We start from the raw sequence: 18987 nt of genomic DNA, 5'->3' as shown, positions 1-18987 counted from the left end.
GCGGGACGGGCCCGGGTGCCTCCGAATTTCCCCGCGTGCGGGACAATCGGCGCGTGGCTCTGAAGATCGTCATCAAGGAAGGCGCGGGCGCCGCGCCGCCGTTCGAGCAGGTACGGACTCAGATCGCCGGGCAGGCGCGGGACGGGGTGCTGCCCGTCGGCTACAAGCTGCCGACGGTACGCGGGCTCGCCGAGGAGCTGGGGCTCGCGGCGAACACCGTGGCCAAGGCGTACCGGGCCCTCGAGGCGGACGGGGTGATCGAGACGCGGGGCCGGAACGGGACGTTCGTCGCGGCGGCCCGCGAGGCCGCGGCCCGCGCCGCCGCGGGGGCCGCGCAGGCCTATGCCGAGCAGGTGCGCCGACTGGGCCTGTCCGAGGCCGAGGCGGCGGCTGCGGTGCGCGATGCCCTGCGGGCGGCGTACGGGTCCCCTGCTTGACCCCAGCTCAACGGTTGCTCGGCGCCTCGGTGCTGTGCCCACCCTTCCCCAAGCTCTCGGCTTCGCTCGAGCAGGGGATGCCCCACTCGCCCTGCGGGACGATTGCCCACAGCGGGGGGCACGAGGCTAGAGATACAGTCCCGCGTCGTCGCCGTCGCGGGTGGCCGGGATGGAAGGGGGCGTCGTGCCCCGGCGCAGGGCGTACAGCTCGGCCAGGGTCGCGCCCTCGCGGGAGACGCCGTCGGGCGTGCCGAGCCAGCTCACCGACTCGGCCCGGGTGAGCGCGCCCACCTCGATCCGGGCCAGGCACCGCCCGGGCCGCACCACCGCCGGGTGCAGCCGCTCCAGGTCCTCGTTGGTGGTGACCCCGACGAGCACGTTGCGGCCCTGGCCGAGCAGCCCGTCCGTGAGGTTGAGCAGCCGCGAGAGCGCCTGCCCCGCCGTGTGCTTGGCCTCGCCGCGGATCAGTTCGTCGCAGTCCTCCAGGAGCAGCAGCCGCCAGCGGCCCTTCGCCGTGCCCTCGTCCTCGCCGATGGCGATGTCCATCAGATAGCCGACGTCCGTGAACAGGCGCTCCGGGTCGAGGACGCAGTCCACCTGGCACCAGTCGCGCCAGGAGCGCGCGAGCGTGCGCAGCGCGGACGTCTTGCCGGTGCCCGGCGGCCCGTGCAGCAGGAGCAGCCGCCCGGAGATGTTCTCCGGCGTGGTCTTCATCAGCTTGTCCATGGCGTCGGCCACCGGCGCGGTGTAGTTCTGCCGCACCTCCGACCACGTGCCCGCGGAGATCTGCCGCGTCGTGCGGTACGGGCCGCGGCGCGGCGAGACGTACCAGAACCCCATGGTCACGTCCTCCGGCTGGGGCTCCGGGTCGTCCTGCGCGCCGTCCGTGGCCTGTTTCAGGACCCGCTCGGCGAGCTCCGCGGAGGTCGCCGTGACCGTGACGTCCGCGCCCCGGTTCCAGCGCGAGACGAGCAGCGTCCAGCCCTCGCCCTCGGCGAGCGTCGCGCTGCGGTCGTCGTCGCGGGCGGCCCGCAGCACGGAGGCGCCCGGCGGAAGCAGCGTCGAGGCGGCCTTGACGCGGTCGATGTTCGCGCTGTGCGAGTACGGCTGCTCGCCCGTCGCGAAGCGGCCGAGGAACAGCGCGTCGACGACGTCCGACGGCGAGTCGCTGTCGTCGACGTTGAGCCGGATCGGCAGGGCGTCCTGAGGGTTCGCAGACATGCCGCCATGATCCGCCACGAAAGCTTCCGTGTGCACCCCGGTTTCGGTACTCCACCCGAACGTCGCGCGCGAGTCCCGGACACTCGTACGGAACGCGCCCGGCCGGGAATCGTCGCCGTTACGCTGGCCCTCGATGCGACGGCATGGGTGGAACTCGGATACGCGGAAGTGGCGTCTCGCCGCTCTGCTCGGCGTTGGTGCGGCCGCTCTGGCCCTGGTCCTGACCGTGCTCACGCTGCCCGACGAACGCGGCGGCAGCACCGCGGGCACCACGAGGGACGGCGACAAGGTGCACGGCACCCCGGTGGCCCCGCCGCCCCCGGGGCAGGCGGAGGTCGGCTGGGGCTTCACACACACCCAGCACAGCGCCGACCAGGGCGAGGACGCCGCCGTCGCGCGCGCGGAGAAGCTGCTCAAGGGGAAGCCGCGCCCGCTGCCGCAGGTCCAGCACATCATGGGCTGGGGCTCGGGCAACCCCGAACCGGTCAAGGGGCGCTACGACTTCGGCGCCATGGACCGCCGCATCGACTTCATCCGCGCCACCGGCGGCACGCCCGTCGTCACCCTGTGCTGCGCCCCCGACTGGATGAAGGGCGGCAAGTCCGGCTCCGACAACACGAACTGGAGCAAGACCTCCCTGGAGACCGCCCCGGAGCCCGAGCACTTCGACGACTTCGCCCGGCTCGCCGCGACCGTCGCCAAGCGCTATCCGGACGTACGGCACTTCATCGTCTGGAACGAGCTCAAGGGCTTCTGGAACAGCACCGAGCACCGCTGGGACTACGAGGGCTACACCGAGCTGTACAACCGCGTCTACGCGGCGCTGAAGGCCGTGAACAAGGACATCATGGTCGGCGGCCCGTACGTGGTGATGAACAGCGTCGACCCGCGCCAGACCGACGGCGTCGCCAAGGAGCCGAAGGGCCCCTGGGGCCGCATGGACCAGCGCTCCCTCGACGCCTTCGACTACTGGAACGAGAACAAGAAGGGCGCCGACTTCGTGGTCGTCGACGGCGCCAGCTACACGGTCGACGACGAGCTGATCCCCGACGAGTTCGGGGCCGCGGACAAGCTGACGGACGTCAGCAGCTGGCTGCGCGAGCGCACCGAAGGACTGCCCCTGTGGTGGGCCGAGTACTACGTGGAACCCGGCGACGCCAAGGACAACCGCGACGACTGGTCCGAGGCGCACCGCGTGGCCGTGCACGCCTCCGGCCTCATCGCCCTGGTCCGCGGCGGCGCCACGAGCGGCTTCTACTGGAACCCGCAGAAGAGCTCCGGCGACTGCGCGGGCTGCCTGTGGAACTCGACGCAGCAGGCCGGCGGCGGCCGCGGGGAGCCGATACTGGACCTGCTCGCACGGTTCTCCGCCGCCTTCCCGCCCGGCACCACGTACGAGAAGGTCACCGTCGCCGACGACGACGTGCCGAACGTCCGCGTCCTCGCCGACGACAAGACCGTCCTCGTCGTCAACACCCTCGACCGGCCCATCAGCGCGAAGGTGGACGGCAAGCGGTTCGACCTCGCCGGGTACGGGGTGAAGTGGCTCGACCGCTGAGCCGCCGCACGCCCGCCCGGCGCGCTACGCCATCGTCAGGAACCGCTGGATCAGCGACGCGAGGAACACCGCGAGCAGCGGAAGCGAGAACCAGAAGCTGCTCTGCAGCCAGCGCTGCTGTGCCACGCTCGGCCGGGCCGCGACCCGCACCACCTCGCGCGCCGCGAGGAGCAGCACGAGCGCCACGACCGCGAGGGCGCCGACCACCGACCACGGCGTCCACGTCACCTTGGGGCCGACCGCGCCCGGGTCCGCCTTCGGGACCGCGCCGTCGGGCCGCTCGCGCAGCGTGTACAGCGTCGCGTCGGCGTTGCTGAAGACCTTCTTCAGATCCGCGCGCTTGTCCAGGTTCCGCACCAGGCGGGTGTCCCAGTGCTCCGGATAGCCCGAGTCCATCTGGAGGTACACTGTCTGACCGCGGTTGACCATCAGATACGAGTTGGGTCCGGAGTCCTTGAGCGCCTTCACCACGCCCGACACCAGGTCCGGGTCGGGCGGCGCGAGCGTGGGCACGTACTCGACCTTCTCGGGGTCCTGCTTGCCCCAGGGGATCGCCGGGGTCACGTTGTTGACGGTGTCGTTGCTCATCCACAGCAGCCGCACCGTCGGGTCGTCGTGCGCGTACACGTACTCCATGGCGGCGACCTCGCCCGTCCTGACGCGCTCGAAGGGCTCGTTGCCCCAGCGGGCCACCAGGAAGCCGCCCACCAGGACGAGCCCCGCGAGCAGCGCGGCGTACGGCGCGAGGCTCACCCGGTCGCGGTCCCGCTCCTTGGCGGTGGCGCCGGTGCGCGGGAACAGCGCGAGCCCGCCGAGGAGGGCCACCCCCGGCAGCGCGAACATGAAGACGCGCAGCGCCATCTCGCCGCCGTAGCTCTGCATGCCGAAGCCCAGGAACGGCACGAAGGCCAGGACGACGAGGGACACCTCGCGGTACTTGAGCCTGCGCCTGCGCAGCCAGCCGCAGCAGGCGAGCGCGAGCAGGCTCCCGGCGAGCGCCACGCGCGTGTACAGGACCAGCTTGTGTGTGGGGTCGCCGCCCTCGATCCGGCCGGAGACCGACGAGGACACATTGCCGCCGACGCCGCCGACGCCGCCGAACAGCTCGTCGAAGTGGCCCGACCAGTACGGCTCCGCGAGGAAGCCGAGCCAGAGCACCACGAGGACGCCGAAGAGCAGCGGCAGGCCCCGCAGTTCGCAGCGGCGCACGAGCACGAGGGCCGTGACGACGCCGAGCATCACGAACGGCGTCAGCTGGTGCGCGGGCACCGTGGCCGCGAACAGGCCCATGAGGACCAGGAGCAGCACCGCCTGCTGCCGCCGGTCCGCGGGCTCCACCTCGGCCTCGCCGGGCCGCCGCTTCGACCAGAGCACGCGGGGCGCGCGGAACCACACGAGCAGGATCGCCACGAAGACGATGTACAGCAGATACGTGAAGCCCTGCGGGGAGAAGTAGTCCTGGCCCACCCAGCCGCTCAGGACGAAGAGCCACAGGCCCGTCCACTTGGCCCGCCAGCTCGCCCGCATGTGGCGCGTGAGCAGGAACATCGGCGGCAGGTACAGGAGCTGGACGGCCAGCGGCCACCAGCGGATGAGCTCGGTCAGGTCCGAGACGCCGCAGGCCTCGGCGAGGAACGTGGCGCCCGCGAAGAACCCGGGCCAGCTCCAGCGCGCGTCCAGGTCGGGCGCCGCCGTGCCGGTCCTGTCGATGTACTCCATGAAGCCCAGGTGCTGCCAGGCCGTCGCGAACCGCGGCTCGGTCTCGATGACGGCGGGCAGCGCGTGCAGCGACACCACGGTGGCGACGAGCGTCACCGCGAGCAGCCAGGTCAGGGGCCGCTCCAGACGGAGCAGCGAGGCGAACACGACCACGAGGAGCACCGCGCCGACCAACGTGGGCACCGGCAGCACGGAGACGAGACCGAGCCCGCCCATCGCGTCGAGGTCGCCCTCGCCGAGCCCGAGCGCGGGCACCCAGTACAGGCCGAGGGCGAGCGCGAGGAGCAGCCCGAGCACCAGCGGGGCGCGGGACGCGGCCGGGGCGGTGCGGCGCGGCGCCGGGGGCGCGGGGGCGGCGGGCGCCGGTGAACCGGCGGGCGGCGCGGGCGACTTCGCCGCGGTGCCCCCTGCCGTGCCCCGGGAGGCCGGGGTGCCCGTGACGGGTGTCGGTGTCTTCATGCCCGGTGAACCGGGCGAGCCCTGCCCCGGTGACGGCACGGCGGCCGACCCCGTGGCGGAACCCGGGGCGCGGGCGGTGTCCGGGCGCTCCACGGGTGTCCCGCGCGACGGCGTGCCGCCGAACGGCCGCCCCACGGCCCAGGTGGGCCGGTGCCCGTCCATGCCGCCCCCCGTCGTGTGCCCCGAACCCGGATACGCCCGCGTGCCGAACACCGGCGTCGCCGGGCCCGGCCGCACGTCCGGCCTGCGCTCCTGATGATCCAGGTCGGCCCGGTGGATGGCCAGTTGCAGGGTGTCCGCGTCGAGGGAGTCGCGCAGGGCCCACGCCGGGCCGTGCTGGTGCCCGGGGGCCTTGGCGAGGGCGGGGCCCTGCGGGCGGGCCTGCGGTGACACCGGGACGTCCGAGGTGCCGAGGTCCGCGAGGTCGCCGTCCGGGGCCGCCTCCGGTGGAGTCCGGTGCGTGATCGCGTACAGCTTGGGCGCCGCGATCGTCACGATCACCGCGAGGCTGGAGATCTCCGCGACGCCCGCGCCCGTCAGGCCCATCCGCGGCAGCAGGACGAGGGTCAGACCGAGGACGAGCGCGCACAGCAGGCCCTGCAGCCAGGCAAGCCCGGACGTGCGGCTCTGTGCCCGCAGGACGGCGAAGTACGTCTCCATGACGATCCGCAGCGCCGTCCCCACCGCGAACCAGCGCAGCAGCGGTGTCGCCGCCTCGGAGTAGCCCTGCCCGAACACGTGCAGGATGTAGGGCGCGCCCAGGAAGGTGATCGCGCAGATCGGCAGCATGATCCGCAGCATGCGGCGCAGCGCCGCGCGGGTGTTCGCGGCGAGCCGCGCCGGGTCGTGCGCCCCCTCGACGGTCAGCGAGGCACCCATGTTGATCGCCAGCAGGTTCATGGTGCCCGCGATGGTCGTCGTGATGTAGAAGTACGCGTTGTCCTCGGAGCTGACCTGCGAGGCGACGATCACCGGGACCAGGTACACCACGGCGAGCGAGAACAGCGAGCCCGTGTAGTCACCGGCGAGGAAGCGCCCTATCTCGCGCATCGACGGCGGCTGCGCCTTGCCCTCGGTGACCCGCACGTGGCGCGGCACGAGGCGCCGGAACACCAGCCAGCCGAGCGGCACCACCGACAGGGCGATGGCGGCCACCCACGACACGAATACCCCGGCCGTCGGGATGGCCGCGGCGAGGGCGATCAGCAGGACGAGCTTGACCACGGAGAACACGGTGTTGCCCACCGGCACCCAGAACGCGCTGCGCAGGCCCGTGAGCACGCCGTCCTGGAGCGTGAGCAGACACCAGGCCACGACCGCCGCGACGAAGCCGATCCCGGCGAGCGGCCCGTGCAGGAAGCGGTACGAGGGGCCCCACAGGTCGAGCGTGAACAGGAAGAGCAGCGCCACGAACCCGACGATGACCGAACTGCCCGCGTAGGTGCGGAAGATGAGCTTTCCGGTGGCGCGGCCCGCCACCGGGATGAAGCGCGCGAGGGCGCCCGTGAGCGTCACGGCGGTGACGCCCGCGAGGAGCTTCATCGCCGCGATGGCCGCCGAGCCCTGGCCGACCGCCGACTCCGAGTAGTAGCGCGCGGCGGCCAGCCAGAAGCCCAGGCCGAGCAGACCGGAAATGCCGGTGTTCAGCATGAGCGCGTACGCGTTGCGGAACAGCGGGCTGCCCCCGCCCGCCCCTGGCAGACGCATCCTCCGGGACCTTCTCTCCTTTCCGCCGGTCGGCGGTGCGCCGCCGGTACTGCTGGTGGTCCCAGTGACCTCTGCCTGTGCGGTGGTCGTGTCAGACACGGGAGCGAGCTGCCTTCCGGCGGGCTTGTTGGCAACGGCGGACTATCGCGTATCCCTTGGTGAGGACCCGGTCCCCGGCGAAGGTCCGGGTGATCGAACGGCCCTCGGCGAGCCGCTCGAACTCCTCCGGGCCCGTACTGCGCCGCACCGTCACCCGGCGCAGCGCGTACGGGCCCTGGCCTCTGCGTGCCAGGGTGTTCCCCACGGCGAGCGACTGGCAGAACCCGGCGCCCCGCACCGTGCGCCGCACCCGGCGGCTGGAGTAGCCGTACGGGTAGGCGAACGACACCGGCGGGGAGCCGAGTTCGGCCGCCAGGATCTCCTTGCAGCGGATCACCTCGAACCACAGGGCGTCGTCCGAGAGCTGGTCGAGCTGCGGATGGGTGTGGCTGTGCCCGCCGATCTCCACGTCGGACTCGGCGAGGTCGCGCACCTGGTCCCAGGTGAGCATGGTGTCGAGGCCGCCCCCGGTGTCGTACGTGCCGCGCAGCCAGCCCGTCGCGATGAACAGCGTCGAGGCGAACCCCTGCTTGGCGAGCACGGGCATGGCGTGCCGGTGCACGCCCTCGTAGCCGTCGTCGAAGGTGATCAGGACCGGCCGGGTGGGCAGCGGCCGGCTCGGGTTGCGCCAGTGCCAGGCCAGCTGCGCGGTGGTGAGCGGGGTGCAGCCGAGCGCGCGGAGCACCTCCATCTGCTCCCCGAACGCCTCCGGGGACACGGACAGCTCGTGCGTCGCGTCGTTCGGCTGCGGCGCGACCGAGTGGTACATGAATATGGGGATCCCTCTTCGGGTCATCCGGTCGCCCCCTCGCTGCGTCTCTCCTCGGGGCCCTCCACCACGTCCACGACGGAGAACTCCGTCCCCGCCCTGCGCGCGCGAACGCTCCCGATGACGTACCCACCGGCCGCCGCGACCACGCCCGTCACGATGGCGCCCGCGCGGCCCGCGCCGCCGGGGCGGCCGAGCAGCGCGTCCCGCAGACCGCGCCCCACCCCGGCGGGCAGCACCCGCGTGGTGTAGCGCCGCTCGGACTCCAGGCCCTTGTCCGCCCCCACGCTGCGGGCCACCAGGGCCTTGGAGAGCCCCTCGGCGTAGGCGCGGGTGCGGAAGTAGCGGAACCGCTCGCGGGCGGCGGGCACCCGGTGGTGGATGACCGCCCGGTCGTCGATGAGCAGCACGGCGTCCGGCCGGGCGCGGGTGAGCCGGATGCACAGCTCCGTCTCCTCGCAGCCCAGCGGGCGCTTGTCGCCGTCGCGGCCGATGCCGGTGGCGAAGCCGCCTGCGGACTCGAAGGCGGTGCGCCGGAAGGAGGCGTTGCCGCCGAGCACGTTGCGCACCCGCACCCGGCCGGTCGGGTGGCCCCGGTACATGCACCCGACGACCCAGTCGAACTCCTCGGGGAACCAGGCGGGCCTGCGCCGCGAGGCCCACACCGGCCGGGTGGCGCCGCCGACGGCGAACACCTGCGGGTCGTCGTAGGCCTCGGCGAAGCGCAGCAGCCAGTCGCGCTCGGCGACCGCGTCGTCGTCGAGGAAGGCGATGACCTCGCCGCCGGACGCGGCGATGCCGGTGTTGCGGCCCGCGGACAGGCCGCGGGGGCCCGCGTTCGCGAGCACCCGCACGTGCGGCGCCTCCTTGTACTCCTTGGCGAGGCGTTCTCGCAGCGATGTGTTGTGGTCGACCACGAGGAGGGTCTCGTGCGCCGGGCGGGACTGCGCCCGGACCGAGGCGACCGCCGAGAGGATGTCCTCCCAGCGGTCCTCGGTGTACACGCAGATGACCACCGAGATAGTGATCAAGAAACCTCTCCCTGGCCCGCCGAGAGGGCGGCGGCGCGTGTGCTCCGCCGTTGGGTACGCCTGTTGGAGCGCTCGGTGAGGATCACCTTGAGCACCCGCAGGCCGTCGCGCACCGCGCGGAGATTGCTCACGCCGTGGATGCGCAGGTACTCGTGGCTCGGGATCTCCTGGACCTTGAGCCCCGCCTTGACGACGCGGATGTTCATCAGCGTCTCGACCTCGAAGCCGGTGCAGTCGAGCTCGATCTTGTCGAGGCAGTGCCGCCAGAAGGCGTTGTAGCCGTAGCACAGGTCCGTGTACCGGGCGCCGAACTTGGCGTTCACGACCGCGCACAGGGCGAAGTTGCCGAGCTTGCGGATGAGCGTCATGTCGTCCGTGCCGCCGCCGTTGGCGAACCGGGAGCCCTTGGCGAAGTCGGCGCCGGAGACGAGCGCGGAGACGTAGGAGACGATCTCGTGGCCGTCGGCCGAGCCGTCCGCGTCGACCATCACGATGATGTCGCCGGTGCACGCCTCGAAGCCGGTGATGAGCGCGTCGCCCTTGCCCTTGCCGAGCTGCCGGACGACCTTCACGTCCGGCCACAGCTCGCGCGCGACCTTGACCGTGTCGTCCGTGGAATTGCCGTCCACGAGGACGACTTCATGGATCCACTCGGGCAGGGTCTTGAACACATAGGGAAGATTCTCCGCTTCGTTCATCGCGGGAATCACGATGCTCACCGGAGGCGCAATCGCCAGGTGTGAGGAGACCGGCCGGTATTGGTGCTGGCTCGGAATGGCGGGCAATCCGCTTTTGGTCGTGGACGGCCGCGCCGACTTCGCGGCGGAGCCGTTCTTCGAAGGGTCGATTAAAGGATCTTGGCCCGAATTGAACGGGCGCACAACGGAACTCATGAGTCTCTGGTCCCTCTCGTCCGGTGGACCGCCCGCCCCCGGGCGGTCCGGTTGTGGGTCCGGTTCGAAAGGGGGGGTTCTCACCTTCGGTCATGGCGGAGCCCACCTTGTGCGGTGAGCCCCGGGACACGCCCGGGTGAGCTGGCATGACTACGCGGCACGTGACCCGGACGACTTGTGGTCACCGGGCACGGGCACCCCCCAACCGCGCCCCGCGCCGGGACCATCGCGGTCTTGAGCCCTCCCCTTGACCGACTGCCGATGGACCGTTGCGGGTGGATGTACGACGGTATTGATGCTTGCGACCGTATGGCAAGACCTGGAACGAGGTCTCACGTTTTCGATAAATTGACCGTTGTCTTAGGACACTTTGGATGTGCCCTGTTCACTGGCTCTTCTCTGACGTTCCCTGGCGCTTCCTGAGCGCTTCTCACTCTTTCCGACGCCGGGAACGGATCTTTCCCAGGCCCTTGAGCAGGCGATCCGCCGGTTCGAACAATTCCGGTCGGGATACGACGGTGTTGCGCAGCGCCCGGACCGGCGCGCGATGCGCACGATGGCCGAGAGCCATGGGGTGGCGCAGCGCCACCCACCCCTCGGACACGGTCAGTTCCCGTGTCTTGAGGGAGTCCTTGTACTGCTTCTGGCCGCGCCCGAGATCGAGGTGGGCGATGCCGTCGGCGGCGGCCGCCTCGGCCATGTGCAGATGCAGCAGCAGGCCGGGCGAGTACTTCGCGAACGCCGGGTCGTAGGCCGGGAACCAGCAGGAGAGCACGCGCTCGGTGCGCGGCCCGAAGTGCGCGGCGACCGGCGCGTCGCCGGCGTAGAGCACGGAGAGCAGCCCCTGGAAGGTCTCCGAGCGGGTGTGGAAGAGCTGGTGCACCAGCTGGGTGATCCAGGCGTGCGCGAAGCGGTCGCTGCGGCCGGTCCTGCGGTACTGCGCGGACTTCCAGGCCATCAGCGTGCGCAGCGCCTTGGGGTCACGCTCGTCGTGTACGTAGCGTACCGCATCGTGGTCGCGGGCGAGTTTGCGGCCCTTGGCGCGGGTGCTGCGCAGGAACTTCGGCGCATGGCTGCGCAGATGGCCGAGGTAGGCGTCGTAGCCCTGGTCGAGATCCAGGACGGGGGAGGCGTAGGAGCCGGTGGCCCCGGCCTCGAACGCCGGCTGGCTGTCCACGAGGTGGTCGTACTCGTACATCACCAGGCCGCAGGCGCGCAGGAGGTGACGGGCGTCCCAGGTGAAGCCCGGCCGGTGCACGATGCCCTGGCTGTCGGAGACGCCGAGGCCGACGGCGCGGCCGACCCCGGTCAGGGATCTCTGGTACGGGAAGAACGCGGCGGGCTCGCCGTCCTCCCGGACGACCGCGATCCGCACGTCGCGCCGCACCCGGGCCACGGCGAGCGTGAACTCGGGGGAGAGGAAGGGGTTCGCGAGGTTCGGCGAGCCGTTCAGATGGGCCTTGGACTGCAGGGCGGTCCAGGCCGCCCGGTCCGCCGCGGTGAGTTCGCCGGGGCGGTGGACGGTGATCTCCACGACAAGAAGTCCGTCTCCTCGGGGCGCGGTGGCGCTAACGCCGCGCCAGTGCCGACAGGAAGATGGCCGAGCTGATCCCCGCGACCGCCGCGACACCACCGCGGACCGACCACACGTGCAGGGCCAGCATGGCCTGGGCGACCAGCAGGTCGACCACGATCGCCGCCGAGACGGAGGCGAGGGCACGGCCCCAGAGGTCGAGTCCCCGCAGCCAGTGCGCGACCGCGGCGGCGGGGGCGGCGACGAGGAAGAAGAGGGTCAGGGGGCCGCGCACCGGCGAGGAGAGGTCGAGCAGCGCGAACAGCGCCCCGACGCACGCGGCCGTGGCGGCCGCTCCCGCGAGCAGCGGCCGCAGATCCCTGCGTGACGACTTGAGCCCGATGGTCTGCATTGGCGACTTTGCCCCCCGAAGCGCCGGATGCCGGGCTTCAATGTGGCGCAGCGGACGGCGGCTCGTCAAGACGCCCCGGGAGCGGGCAGATGTTCGCCGTCACCCCGACGGATGATCGGTGAACTCCCAGGGCGGGCAGGGGAATTACTGAAGAATTGATTGTCATGAACACTATCTACGGCGGGTGGTGCGGTGCTACCACTGTCGAGGCGGAAATCCTTTAGGGAGGTTCCATGAGATTGTCCCGTTTCGCGGCATACGCTTCCTCGCTCCTTCTCGCCGCGGCTGCCACCCTCACCGGGGTGGGCGCCGCGCACGCCGACTCCGGCGACCGACAGAGCGCGGCCCCCACCTATGTGGCGCTCGGGGACTCCTATTCGTCCGGCGTCGGCGCGGGCAACTACGACAGCGGCAGCGGCAGCTGCAAGCGCAGCACCCGCGCCTTCCCGGCGCTGTGGGCCGCGGCCAACGCGCCCTCCGGCTTCAGCTTCACGGCCTGTTCCGGCGCGCGCACCGACGACGTGCTCGCGAGCCAGATGGGGCCGCTCAACTCCGGCACCGGCCTCGTCTCGATCACCGTCGGCGGCAACGACGCGGGCTTCAGCGACGTCATGACGACCTGTGTCCTGCAGTCCGAGGACAACTGCGTGGCGCGCGTCAACCAGGCCAAGGCGTACGTCGACTCGACCCTGCCCGGCAAACTCGACCGCGTGTACACGGCGATCAAGAGCAAGTCACCGTCCGCCCGCGTCGTCGTCCTCGGCTACCCCCGCTTCTACAAGCTCGGCGGCAGCTGCCTCGCCGGTCTCTCCGAGCGCGAGCGCACCGCCATCAACGGCGGCGCCGACCATCTGAACGCGGCGCTCGCCAAGCGCGCCGCCGACCACGGCTTCGCCTTCGGCGACGTCACCACCACGTTCGCCGGGCACGAGATCTGCTCCGGCGCCCCGTGGCTGCACAGCGTCGTGTGGACCAACATCGGCGAGTCGTACCACCCGACCGCCGCGGGCCAGTCCGGCGGCTATCTGCCCGTCTTCAGCAGGACCGCGTCCTGAGGCCGGGCCCGCGGGCCTAGGAGGCCGAATAGGAAGAGGAGGAGCCCCCGCCGGTCGTGGGCTCCTCCTCGCACGTCACGGAGTACGCCACGGAGTTGGACGTGGCCGACGCGGGCGAGCGGACCTCCACGCTGAGTTCGTTGTGGTACGTCCCGCTCGTCGTGCCCGGCAGCTCCGTGTGGTTGACCTGTCTCGTCCTGCCGCCCGCGGCCGGGAACGAGAGCGACTTCCAGCCCGGGTCGCCGGACTCGCCCTCGGCGGTGACCCAGCGGTACTCGACGGTCACCGGGGCCCGCCCGACCGTGAACGTCGCCGTGAACGAGGGCCCCTGCGACGGCGGGCAGGGCCCCTCGTACTCCGTGCCGTGGCCGGTGAGGGAGACGCGCACGGACTGGGGCGGGGGCTTGGTGGTGCCGCCGGTGCCCCCGCCGTGGGCGGAGCCGCCGTTCGTCGAACCGCCCTTGGAGCCCCCGCCGTCGGTGCCGCCGCCGCTGCTGGACCCGCCGCCGCTGCCGCCACCGTCGGAGCCTCCGCTGCCGCTGCCGCCGCTCCCGCCGCCGTCGCCTCCGGAGCCGCTGCCTCCGGTGCCGCCCGCGTCGGCGCCGGACGCGCTGCCGCCGCCCTCGTCGCCCTCGCCGTTCCCGTCGTCGTTGACGAGGGCGTACGTGATGCCGCCGATGGCGAGCACCAGCGCGGCGGCGCCCGCGACGAGGACCGCGGCCGTGCGGCGCGAGCGGGGCGCCCCGGGCGTGGTCGTCGCGGTCGTGCCGCCGTGCGGGCCGCCCGCGGTGGCCGCGGACGCCGCCGCGTACCCGCCGGGTGGCGGCGGTGGGGGCGGAGTGGCGTCGGGCCGCTGGTGGGAGACCACCGTCGGCGCGTACGGAACGTCCTGGTGGCTGCTCGGCGGGTGGCCCTCCGCGATCAGCCGCAGATCGCGCTCGGCGACGTCGGCCGTGGTGCGCTCGGCGGGGTCCTTGCGGAGCAGGCCCTCGATGACCGGCGCCAGCGGTCCGGCGCCGTGCGGCGGCGGCAGCTCCTCGTCGACCACCGCGCGCAGCGTGCTCAGCGGGGTGTCCTGCCGGAACGGCGACACGCCCTCCACCGCCGCGTACAGCAGGACGCCGAGCGACCACAGGTCGGACTCGGGGCCCGGACGCTGCCCCAACGCCCGCTCCGGCGCGAGGAATTCGGGCGAGCCGACGACCTCGCCCGTCATCGTCAGGGCCGAGCTGCCCTCCACCATCGCGATGCCGAAGTCCGTCAGGACGACGCGGCCGTCGTTGCCGAGCAGGACGTTGCCCGGCTTCACGTCGCGGTGCAGGACGCCCGCGCCGTGGGCGGCCCGGAGCGCGCCGAGGACCTCGGCGCCGATCCGTGCGGCCCGCTGCGGCGTCATCGGCCCCTCGGCCTCCAGGACGTCGGACAGGGCCAGGCCGCGGACCAGCTCCATGACGATCCAGGGGCGGCCCTCCTCGCGCGCCACGTCGTACACCGTGACCACGTTCCGGTGGGGGATGCGGGCGGCGGCCCAGGCCTCCCGCTCCAGGCGCGCGTACAGCCGCTCCACCTCGCTCGCCGGGAGGCCCGCGGGCGCGCGGACCTCCTTGACCGCGACCTCGCGGCCGAGCACGTCGTCCCGGGCCCGCCACACCGTGCCCATGCCGCCCTCGCCGAGCGGGGAGAGAAGGCGGTAACGCTCCGCGATCACGCGCGCCTGACCGGTCACGGTCCCCCCATTCGCAGCCGTGCGATTCTCCACAAAAGTAGCTCAACCGAGCGCGGTTGCAGCCCCCTTGACCACCAATCCGCACCCAAGTGCGAGGACCACGCAGGCGGAGCCCAGCGGGGCGACGCGGCGCGCGAGGCCCGGCGCGCGGCCGCGGCCCAGGCGGCGCCCGGCGAACGAGCCGAGCCGCACCACGAGGAACCCGGCCGCCGTCAGCGTGACGGCGAGCCCTGCCCCGTACGCGAGGACGAGCAGGAGGCCGAACCACGCCTCGCCGAGGGCGGCGGCGCCCACGAGCACGACGACGGCGGAGGGACTGGGCACGAGGCCCCCGGCGAAGCCGAGCAGGAGCGTGCCGCGCAGGGTGGGCGGCGGGTGGGAGTGGGAGTGGGTGTGCGGGTGCGAGTGGTGGTGAGGGTGAGGGCTTCCGCGTCTGCGGCGCCAGGCCCGCCGTACGAGGAGCGCGCCCGCGCCCGTCACCAGGGCCCCGCTGGCCACGCCCAGCCATGCGACGACCGAGGGCGCGGCCGCCGAGCCGCCCGCCACGAGCAGGCCGAGCACCACCACGCCGAGGGTGTGCGTGACCGTCACCGACGCGGCGAGCGGCAGCACGTCCCGCGGCGACGCGCTGCCGCGCGCGGCAGCGGTCGCGGCCATCAGGGTCTTGCCGTGCCCGGGCGCGAGCGCGTGCAGGGCGCCGAGCAGCAGGGCGGTGCCGAGCGCGAGCGCCGCGAAGGCCGGGGTGAGGTCGTGCCGGGCCACCAGGCCCGTGAGGGCGTCGGTCGCGGCGCGCGGCAGGGCGGAGCCGGGAGCCGGCGGCGGCTCGTCAGCGAGGGCGGGGCCGCCGGGGCGTGCGCGCAGGGCGGCGGAGACCGCTTCGGGCGACGAGGCGCCGGACGGGTAGCGGGTGAGGCGCCCGGAGCGGGACTCCCGCGGCACGCTCGATCCGCTGAGGGTCATGCGGTCCCCGCGCGCGGTGATCTCCCGCCAGCCCGGGACGGCCTGGGACGCGGCGCGGAAGCGCAACGCGAGGGCGCCGGGCGGCAGGGGGGCCGTGAGGCGGCACTCGACGCGGACGGTGGGCAGGCCCGCCTCGCCCGGACGGAGGCGGGCGGCGGCAGCGGCCGCGCGCAGGGCCAGCGGCCGCCCGCCCACGTCCACCCGGCTGTGCGCGGCCGCCGCACGGCACCGCTCCCGCGCCCAACGGGCCCTTCCCTCCCGGTCGATGGCGGGCTTCGCCTGCGCGGCCGGGATCTCGGCGAGGTCCTCCACGTGCTCGACGTGGAGCCGGCCCGGGGCAAGGCGCAGCCCGTCGTACTGGTTGACGGTGAAGTTCCCCAGGGGGTGGGCCTGGGCGGGCGCGGCCGTGCCCAGGACGAGGGCGAGCACGACGAGCCCTCGCCGGGCCCAGCGCGGCCGGGCCGCAGGCGCGGTCATCGGGACACCCCCAGGAGTCGTCGCGCCTCGGCGGCGCCCCGGGGCGAGAACCCGGGGTTGAGGTCGAGCGCGGCTCGCAGCCACTCATGGCCCGCCCCGGGCGCGAGCGCCGACTCGATGACGCCTCGGTGGTAGAGGAAGGACGCGTCGCGCACCCCCGTGCCGGTCGCGCGCCGCGCGTACCGCAGGGCCTCCCGGTCACGCCCGTTGACGTGCAGCGCCCAGGCCAGCGCGTCCGCCGTGTGCACGGTGTGCCGCCGCTCCCACTCGTCGCGCGCCGTGCGCAGCGCCACGGCCCGGTCGCCGTGGTCCGCGGCGGCGAGCGCCGTGTCGAGATCGGGATTGACGCCGTGCGCGCGGGCGAGCCGCACCCAGGAGTCGATCAGCGAGTACTGCTCGCGGGCGCGCGCCCCGTCCCCCCGGGCGTCGTACAGCTCCCCCAGGGCCACGAGCGCCCCGGGCAGCGGCCTGCGGGCGACGACGGCCCGCAGATCGGCGACGGCGGCGTCCGTCTCGCCGCGCGCGGCCCTGGCGCGCCCCCGCGTCTCCAGGGCCGCGAGGTTCCCGGGGTCGGCCCGCAGCGCGGCCGCGCAGTGCCGCAGGGACGCGCCGTACTCGCCCTGGCGCCACGCAAGTTGCGCCAGCGCCGTGGCGACGTACGCGACGTCCCCGGGGGACCGCGCCGCCGTCGCGGCCCGGCGCAGCACGCGCCGGGCACCGGCCACGTCGCCGCGCAACTCCTCCACGTACGCGTACCGGGTGAAGACGGGGACGCCGGGGCGGCGCGCGTCGGCCTCCCGCACGGCCCTCGCCGCCCGGTCGTAGCGGCCCAGCTCGACGAGCGCGTCGACGCGGGAGGCCAGCGCCCCCTCGTGGTACGGGTTCACGGCGAGCGCCCGCTCCGCGTACCGCAGGGCGCCGCCGAAGTCGTGCCGGGCGGCGGCGAGCGCGGCCCGCCCGGCGAGCGCGGAGTCGTCGTCGGGGCGCAGCGCGAGCGCGCGCCGCAGGGCCCGCTCGGCCTCCGCGTAGCGGGACGGGTCGCCGCGCAGCCGGGCCTGCTCGACGTAGGCGGTGCCGAGGGCAGACCAGGACCGGACGTCCTTGGGCTGGGCGCGCAGGCGCGCCCGGAGCGAGGCCACGCCGCGGTCCAGGTCGGCGGCGAGCAGCCGGTTCCAGGAGGCGTCCGGCGCGCGGCCCCGCGCGCCGGGCGGGGCGGCCGCCGCTGACGGCCGCCCCTCACCCGAGTCCGAGGGCACCCCGCCGAGCGCCAGCGCCCCACCGGTCAGCGCGACCGCGAGGGCGACGGCGACGAAGAGCCCGCGCCCGGAGACGTGGTTCACCTCAGGCACCCCCGGCCACGGCCCGGGTGCGCCGCCACCACAGGAGCCCGCAGGCGACGAGCAGCACCCCGACGCCGCCCGCGGCGGAGGACGCGATCAGGACGGTGTCGTCGGAGCCCGACGAACCGGGGGCGTCCATGGGCCGCGCCCCGCCGGCGAGGGCGTCCCGCGCGGAGGTGCCCTTCTCGGCCACCGGTCCCCGCGACCCGGCCGTGGGCAGCGCCACGTACGGGAAGGACTTCCCGAAGGCCTGGTCGTTGGTGTCCACGGCGTCACCCAAGTCGTTCTTCTGGCCCACGAGTTCGCCCTCGACGACCTGGAGGGAGATGTCCACGACGTCGTCGGCGAGCCGCCGCCCGTTGGGGTAGCCCGCGTTGTCGCCGTCGAGGACGCCGAGCCGCTTGGGCGACGCGGCGGGCTTGACGGCCGTGTTGAGGCGCAGCGCCTCGGCGGGCCGCACGCCGGGCGGCTGGTTGAGGTCCTTCACGCCGGTGAGGAACACCGACACCAGGTCCTTGCGCGGTTCCTTGGGCGCCTTGATCTTGTAGATGGACTCGATGAGCCGCGGCAGTTCCGGCTTGGTGACGTACGGCAGGAAGTCCGCGTCGTTCCACGGGGACGAGGCGTTGAACTTGTCCTTGTCCTTCATCGGGACGACGACCTCGTTCACCAGCGGCGCGCCGAGCCGGGACACCTGGGTCCACTTGCCCGCCGCGTTCTTGCGCTGCGTCGTCGACCAGACGCCGACGACCGGCTGCTTCTGCGACTGCCGCAGCTCGGCGGACGGCACCTGGAGGGCCACGGTGTTCACGTTGTACCCGGCGAGCGTGTCCCGGCCGACCTCCGACAGGTCGCCCCCGTACAGCAGGTCGAAGACCCTGAGGTCCAGGAAGAAGGGGTCGTCGGCCTGCCCGGCGTACGCGGTGCTCCCGCCGGGGAGCTTGCGCACCGCCTGGTCGCGCAGCTTGCCGTAGTCGGGCATGGACGCCTTGCCGACGTGCGAAGGGGCGACGGGCAGGTCGTCGGCGACCTTCTTGGTCGAGACGACCTTCTGGTCCTTCAGCCGCAGCAGGTCGATGTCGTACGTCTGCGTCACGTTCAGGTCGGGGTCGTCCAGGCTCGTGACCTGACCGGTGTTGTAGAGGAAGGTGTCCCCGTTCTTCGTGCGCGTGTCGAACGTCCAGCGGTAGAGCAGATCGCCCTGCGCGTCGCCGTCGCTGTCTATGTGCACGTCGTACTGGGCGTCCTCGGGGAAGGGATAGAAGGTCGGGCCGCCCGCCGGCTCCTCGAACGGCGTCCAGTTGGCGACGATCGTCGTCGTGTCCGGCCGGTCGGGGCTGACGAAGGCGTACACATCGGTGTTGTCGTACTGCGGCTGCCCCGAGATCAGCGGGGCCTCCCGGTGGCTGGAGGCGCTCGCGGCCTCCGGTCGGAGCGTGCTGACCCCGGCGGCTGCGAGCCCCCCTGCGGCCAGCGCCCCACAGACCAGCGCGGCGACGCCACGGATCCCCCGGCGCCTCGCGCGGTTCGTGACGACTGCTGTCATCGCGTCCGTCCTCACTTCGGCGGTACGGGCCGCGCGCTGACCGCGCCGCCCGCCTGACGCATGCC

14 protein-coding genes are annotated in these 18987 nt (G+C 73.3%); 3 read left to right on the top strand and 11 right to left on the bottom strand.

Going from position 1 to position 18987, the window contains the following annotated elements:
• Positions 1 to 53: 53 nt before the first annotated feature.
• Positions 54 to 437 carry a GntR family transcriptional regulator gene (locus CP982_RS10090; protein WP_170316397.1) on the top strand — a complete coding sequence of 128 codons (384 nt, stop codon included), beginning with the start codon at positions 54 to 56 and terminating at the stop codon, positions 435 to 437.
• Between the two features lie 126 nt (positions 438 to 563).
• Here the strand turns inward: CP982_RS10090 and CP982_RS10085 are convergent, their stop codons facing one another.
• Positions 564 to 1658, bottom strand: a complete 1095-nt coding sequence (locus CP982_RS10085) for a DUF5925 domain-containing protein (RefSeq protein WP_150510201.1) — start codon at positions 1656 to 1658, stop codon at positions 564 to 566.
• Positions 1659 to 1791: 133 nt separating this feature from the next.
• Between CP982_RS10085 and CP982_RS10080 the strand changes: the two genes are divergently transcribed.
• Positions 1792 to 3216: a GH39 family glycosyl hydrolase gene (locus tag CP982_RS10080; RefSeq protein WP_150510200.1), complete on the top strand. Its 1425-nt coding sequence runs from the start codon at positions 1792 to 1794 to the stop codon at positions 3214 to 3216.
• Positions 3217 to 3240: 24 nt separating this feature from the next.
• Here CP982_RS10080 and CP982_RS10075 read toward each other — a convergent pair whose 3' ends face one another.
• The 6 genes from CP982_RS10075 to CP982_RS10050 form a co-directional block, all read right to left on the bottom strand.
• Positions 3241 to 7200, bottom strand: coding sequence for a lipopolysaccharide biosynthesis protein (locus tag CP982_RS10075; RefSeq protein ID WP_150510199.1), 3960 nt, complete (start codon positions 7198 to 7200; stop codon positions 3241 to 3243).
• On the bottom strand, positions 7193 to 7996 hold the full coding sequence (locus tag CP982_RS10070) for a polysaccharide deacetylase family protein (protein ID WP_150510198.1): 804 nt from the start codon (positions 7994 to 7996) through the stop codon (positions 7193 to 7195). Before CP982_RS10070 ends, CP982_RS10075 begins: the two co-directional genes overlap by 8 nt.
• On the bottom strand, positions 7993 to 9000 hold the full coding sequence (locus CP982_RS10065; RefSeq protein WP_150510197.1) for a glycosyltransferase family 2 protein: 1008 nt from the start codon (positions 8998 to 9000) through the stop codon (positions 7993 to 7995). Before CP982_RS10065 ends, CP982_RS10070 begins: the two co-directional genes overlap by 4 nt.
• On the bottom strand, positions 8997 to 9893 hold the full coding sequence (locus tag CP982_RS10060; protein WP_150510196.1) for a glycosyltransferase family 2 protein: 897 nt from the start codon (positions 9891 to 9893) through the stop codon (positions 8997 to 8999). The genes CP982_RS10065 and CP982_RS10060 overlap by 4 nt, the downstream gene beginning before the upstream one ends.
• 430 nt (positions 9894 to 10323) lie before the next feature.
• Positions 10324 to 11427: a GNAT family N-acetyltransferase gene (locus CP982_RS10055; RefSeq protein WP_150510195.1), complete on the bottom strand. Its 1104-nt coding sequence runs from the start codon at positions 11425 to 11427 to the stop codon at positions 10324 to 10326.
• A gap of 34 nt (positions 11428 to 11461) precedes the next feature.
• Positions 11462 to 11818, bottom strand: coding sequence for a hypothetical protein (locus CP982_RS10050; protein ID WP_170316396.1), 357 nt, complete (start codon positions 11816 to 11818; stop codon positions 11462 to 11464).
• A gap of 233 nt (positions 11819 to 12051) precedes the next feature.
• Between CP982_RS10050 and CP982_RS10045 the strand changes: the two genes are divergently transcribed.
• A complete protein-coding gene (locus CP982_RS10045; RefSeq protein ID WP_150510193.1) occupies positions 12052 to 12873 on the top strand; it encodes an SGNH/GDSL hydrolase family protein in 822 nt (273 codons plus the stop codon).
• Positions 12874 to 12889: 16 nt separating this feature from the next.
• On the opposite strand, the gene CP982_RS10040 is transcribed toward CP982_RS10045, so the two are convergent.
• From CP982_RS10040 to CP982_RS10025, 4 genes are read right to left on the bottom strand one after another with little or no spacing between them, the layout of a single operon-like run.
• Complete coding sequence (locus CP982_RS10040) at positions 12890 to 14599, bottom strand: serine/threonine-protein kinase (RefSeq protein ID WP_425329806.1); 1710 nt, start codon at positions 14597 to 14599, stop codon at positions 12890 to 12892.
• A 42-nt stretch (positions 14600 to 14641) separates the two neighbouring features.
• The gene (locus tag CP982_RS10035) at positions 14642 to 16036 is read right to left on the bottom strand and encodes an urease accessory protein UreH domain-containing protein (protein ID WP_150510192.1); all 1395 of its coding nucleotides are present in this window, start codon (positions 16034 to 16036) and stop codon (positions 14642 to 14644) included.
• Positions 16033 to 17376: a tetratricopeptide repeat protein gene (locus CP982_RS10030; RefSeq protein WP_229879031.1), complete on the bottom strand. Its 1344-nt coding sequence runs from the start codon at positions 17374 to 17376 to the stop codon at positions 16033 to 16035. The genes CP982_RS10035 and CP982_RS10030 overlap by 4 nt, the downstream gene beginning before the upstream one ends.
• 1 nt (position 17377) lies before the next feature.
• Entirely contained in the window at positions 17378 to 18922 is a 1545-nt protein-coding gene (locus CP982_RS10025) for a DUF4331 domain-containing protein (RefSeq protein ID WP_150510191.1), read from the bottom strand.
• Positions 18923 to 18987: the final 65 nt, after the last annotated feature.

Source organism: Streptomyces spectabilis, assembly GCF_008704795.1.
Taxonomy (GTDB): domain Bacteria; phylum Actinomycetota; class Actinomycetes; order Streptomycetales; family Streptomycetaceae; genus Streptomyces; species Streptomyces spectabilis.
The sequence above is the reverse complement of the archived record's forward strand: the minus strand, read 5'-3'. Positions and strand labels throughout refer to the sequence as shown.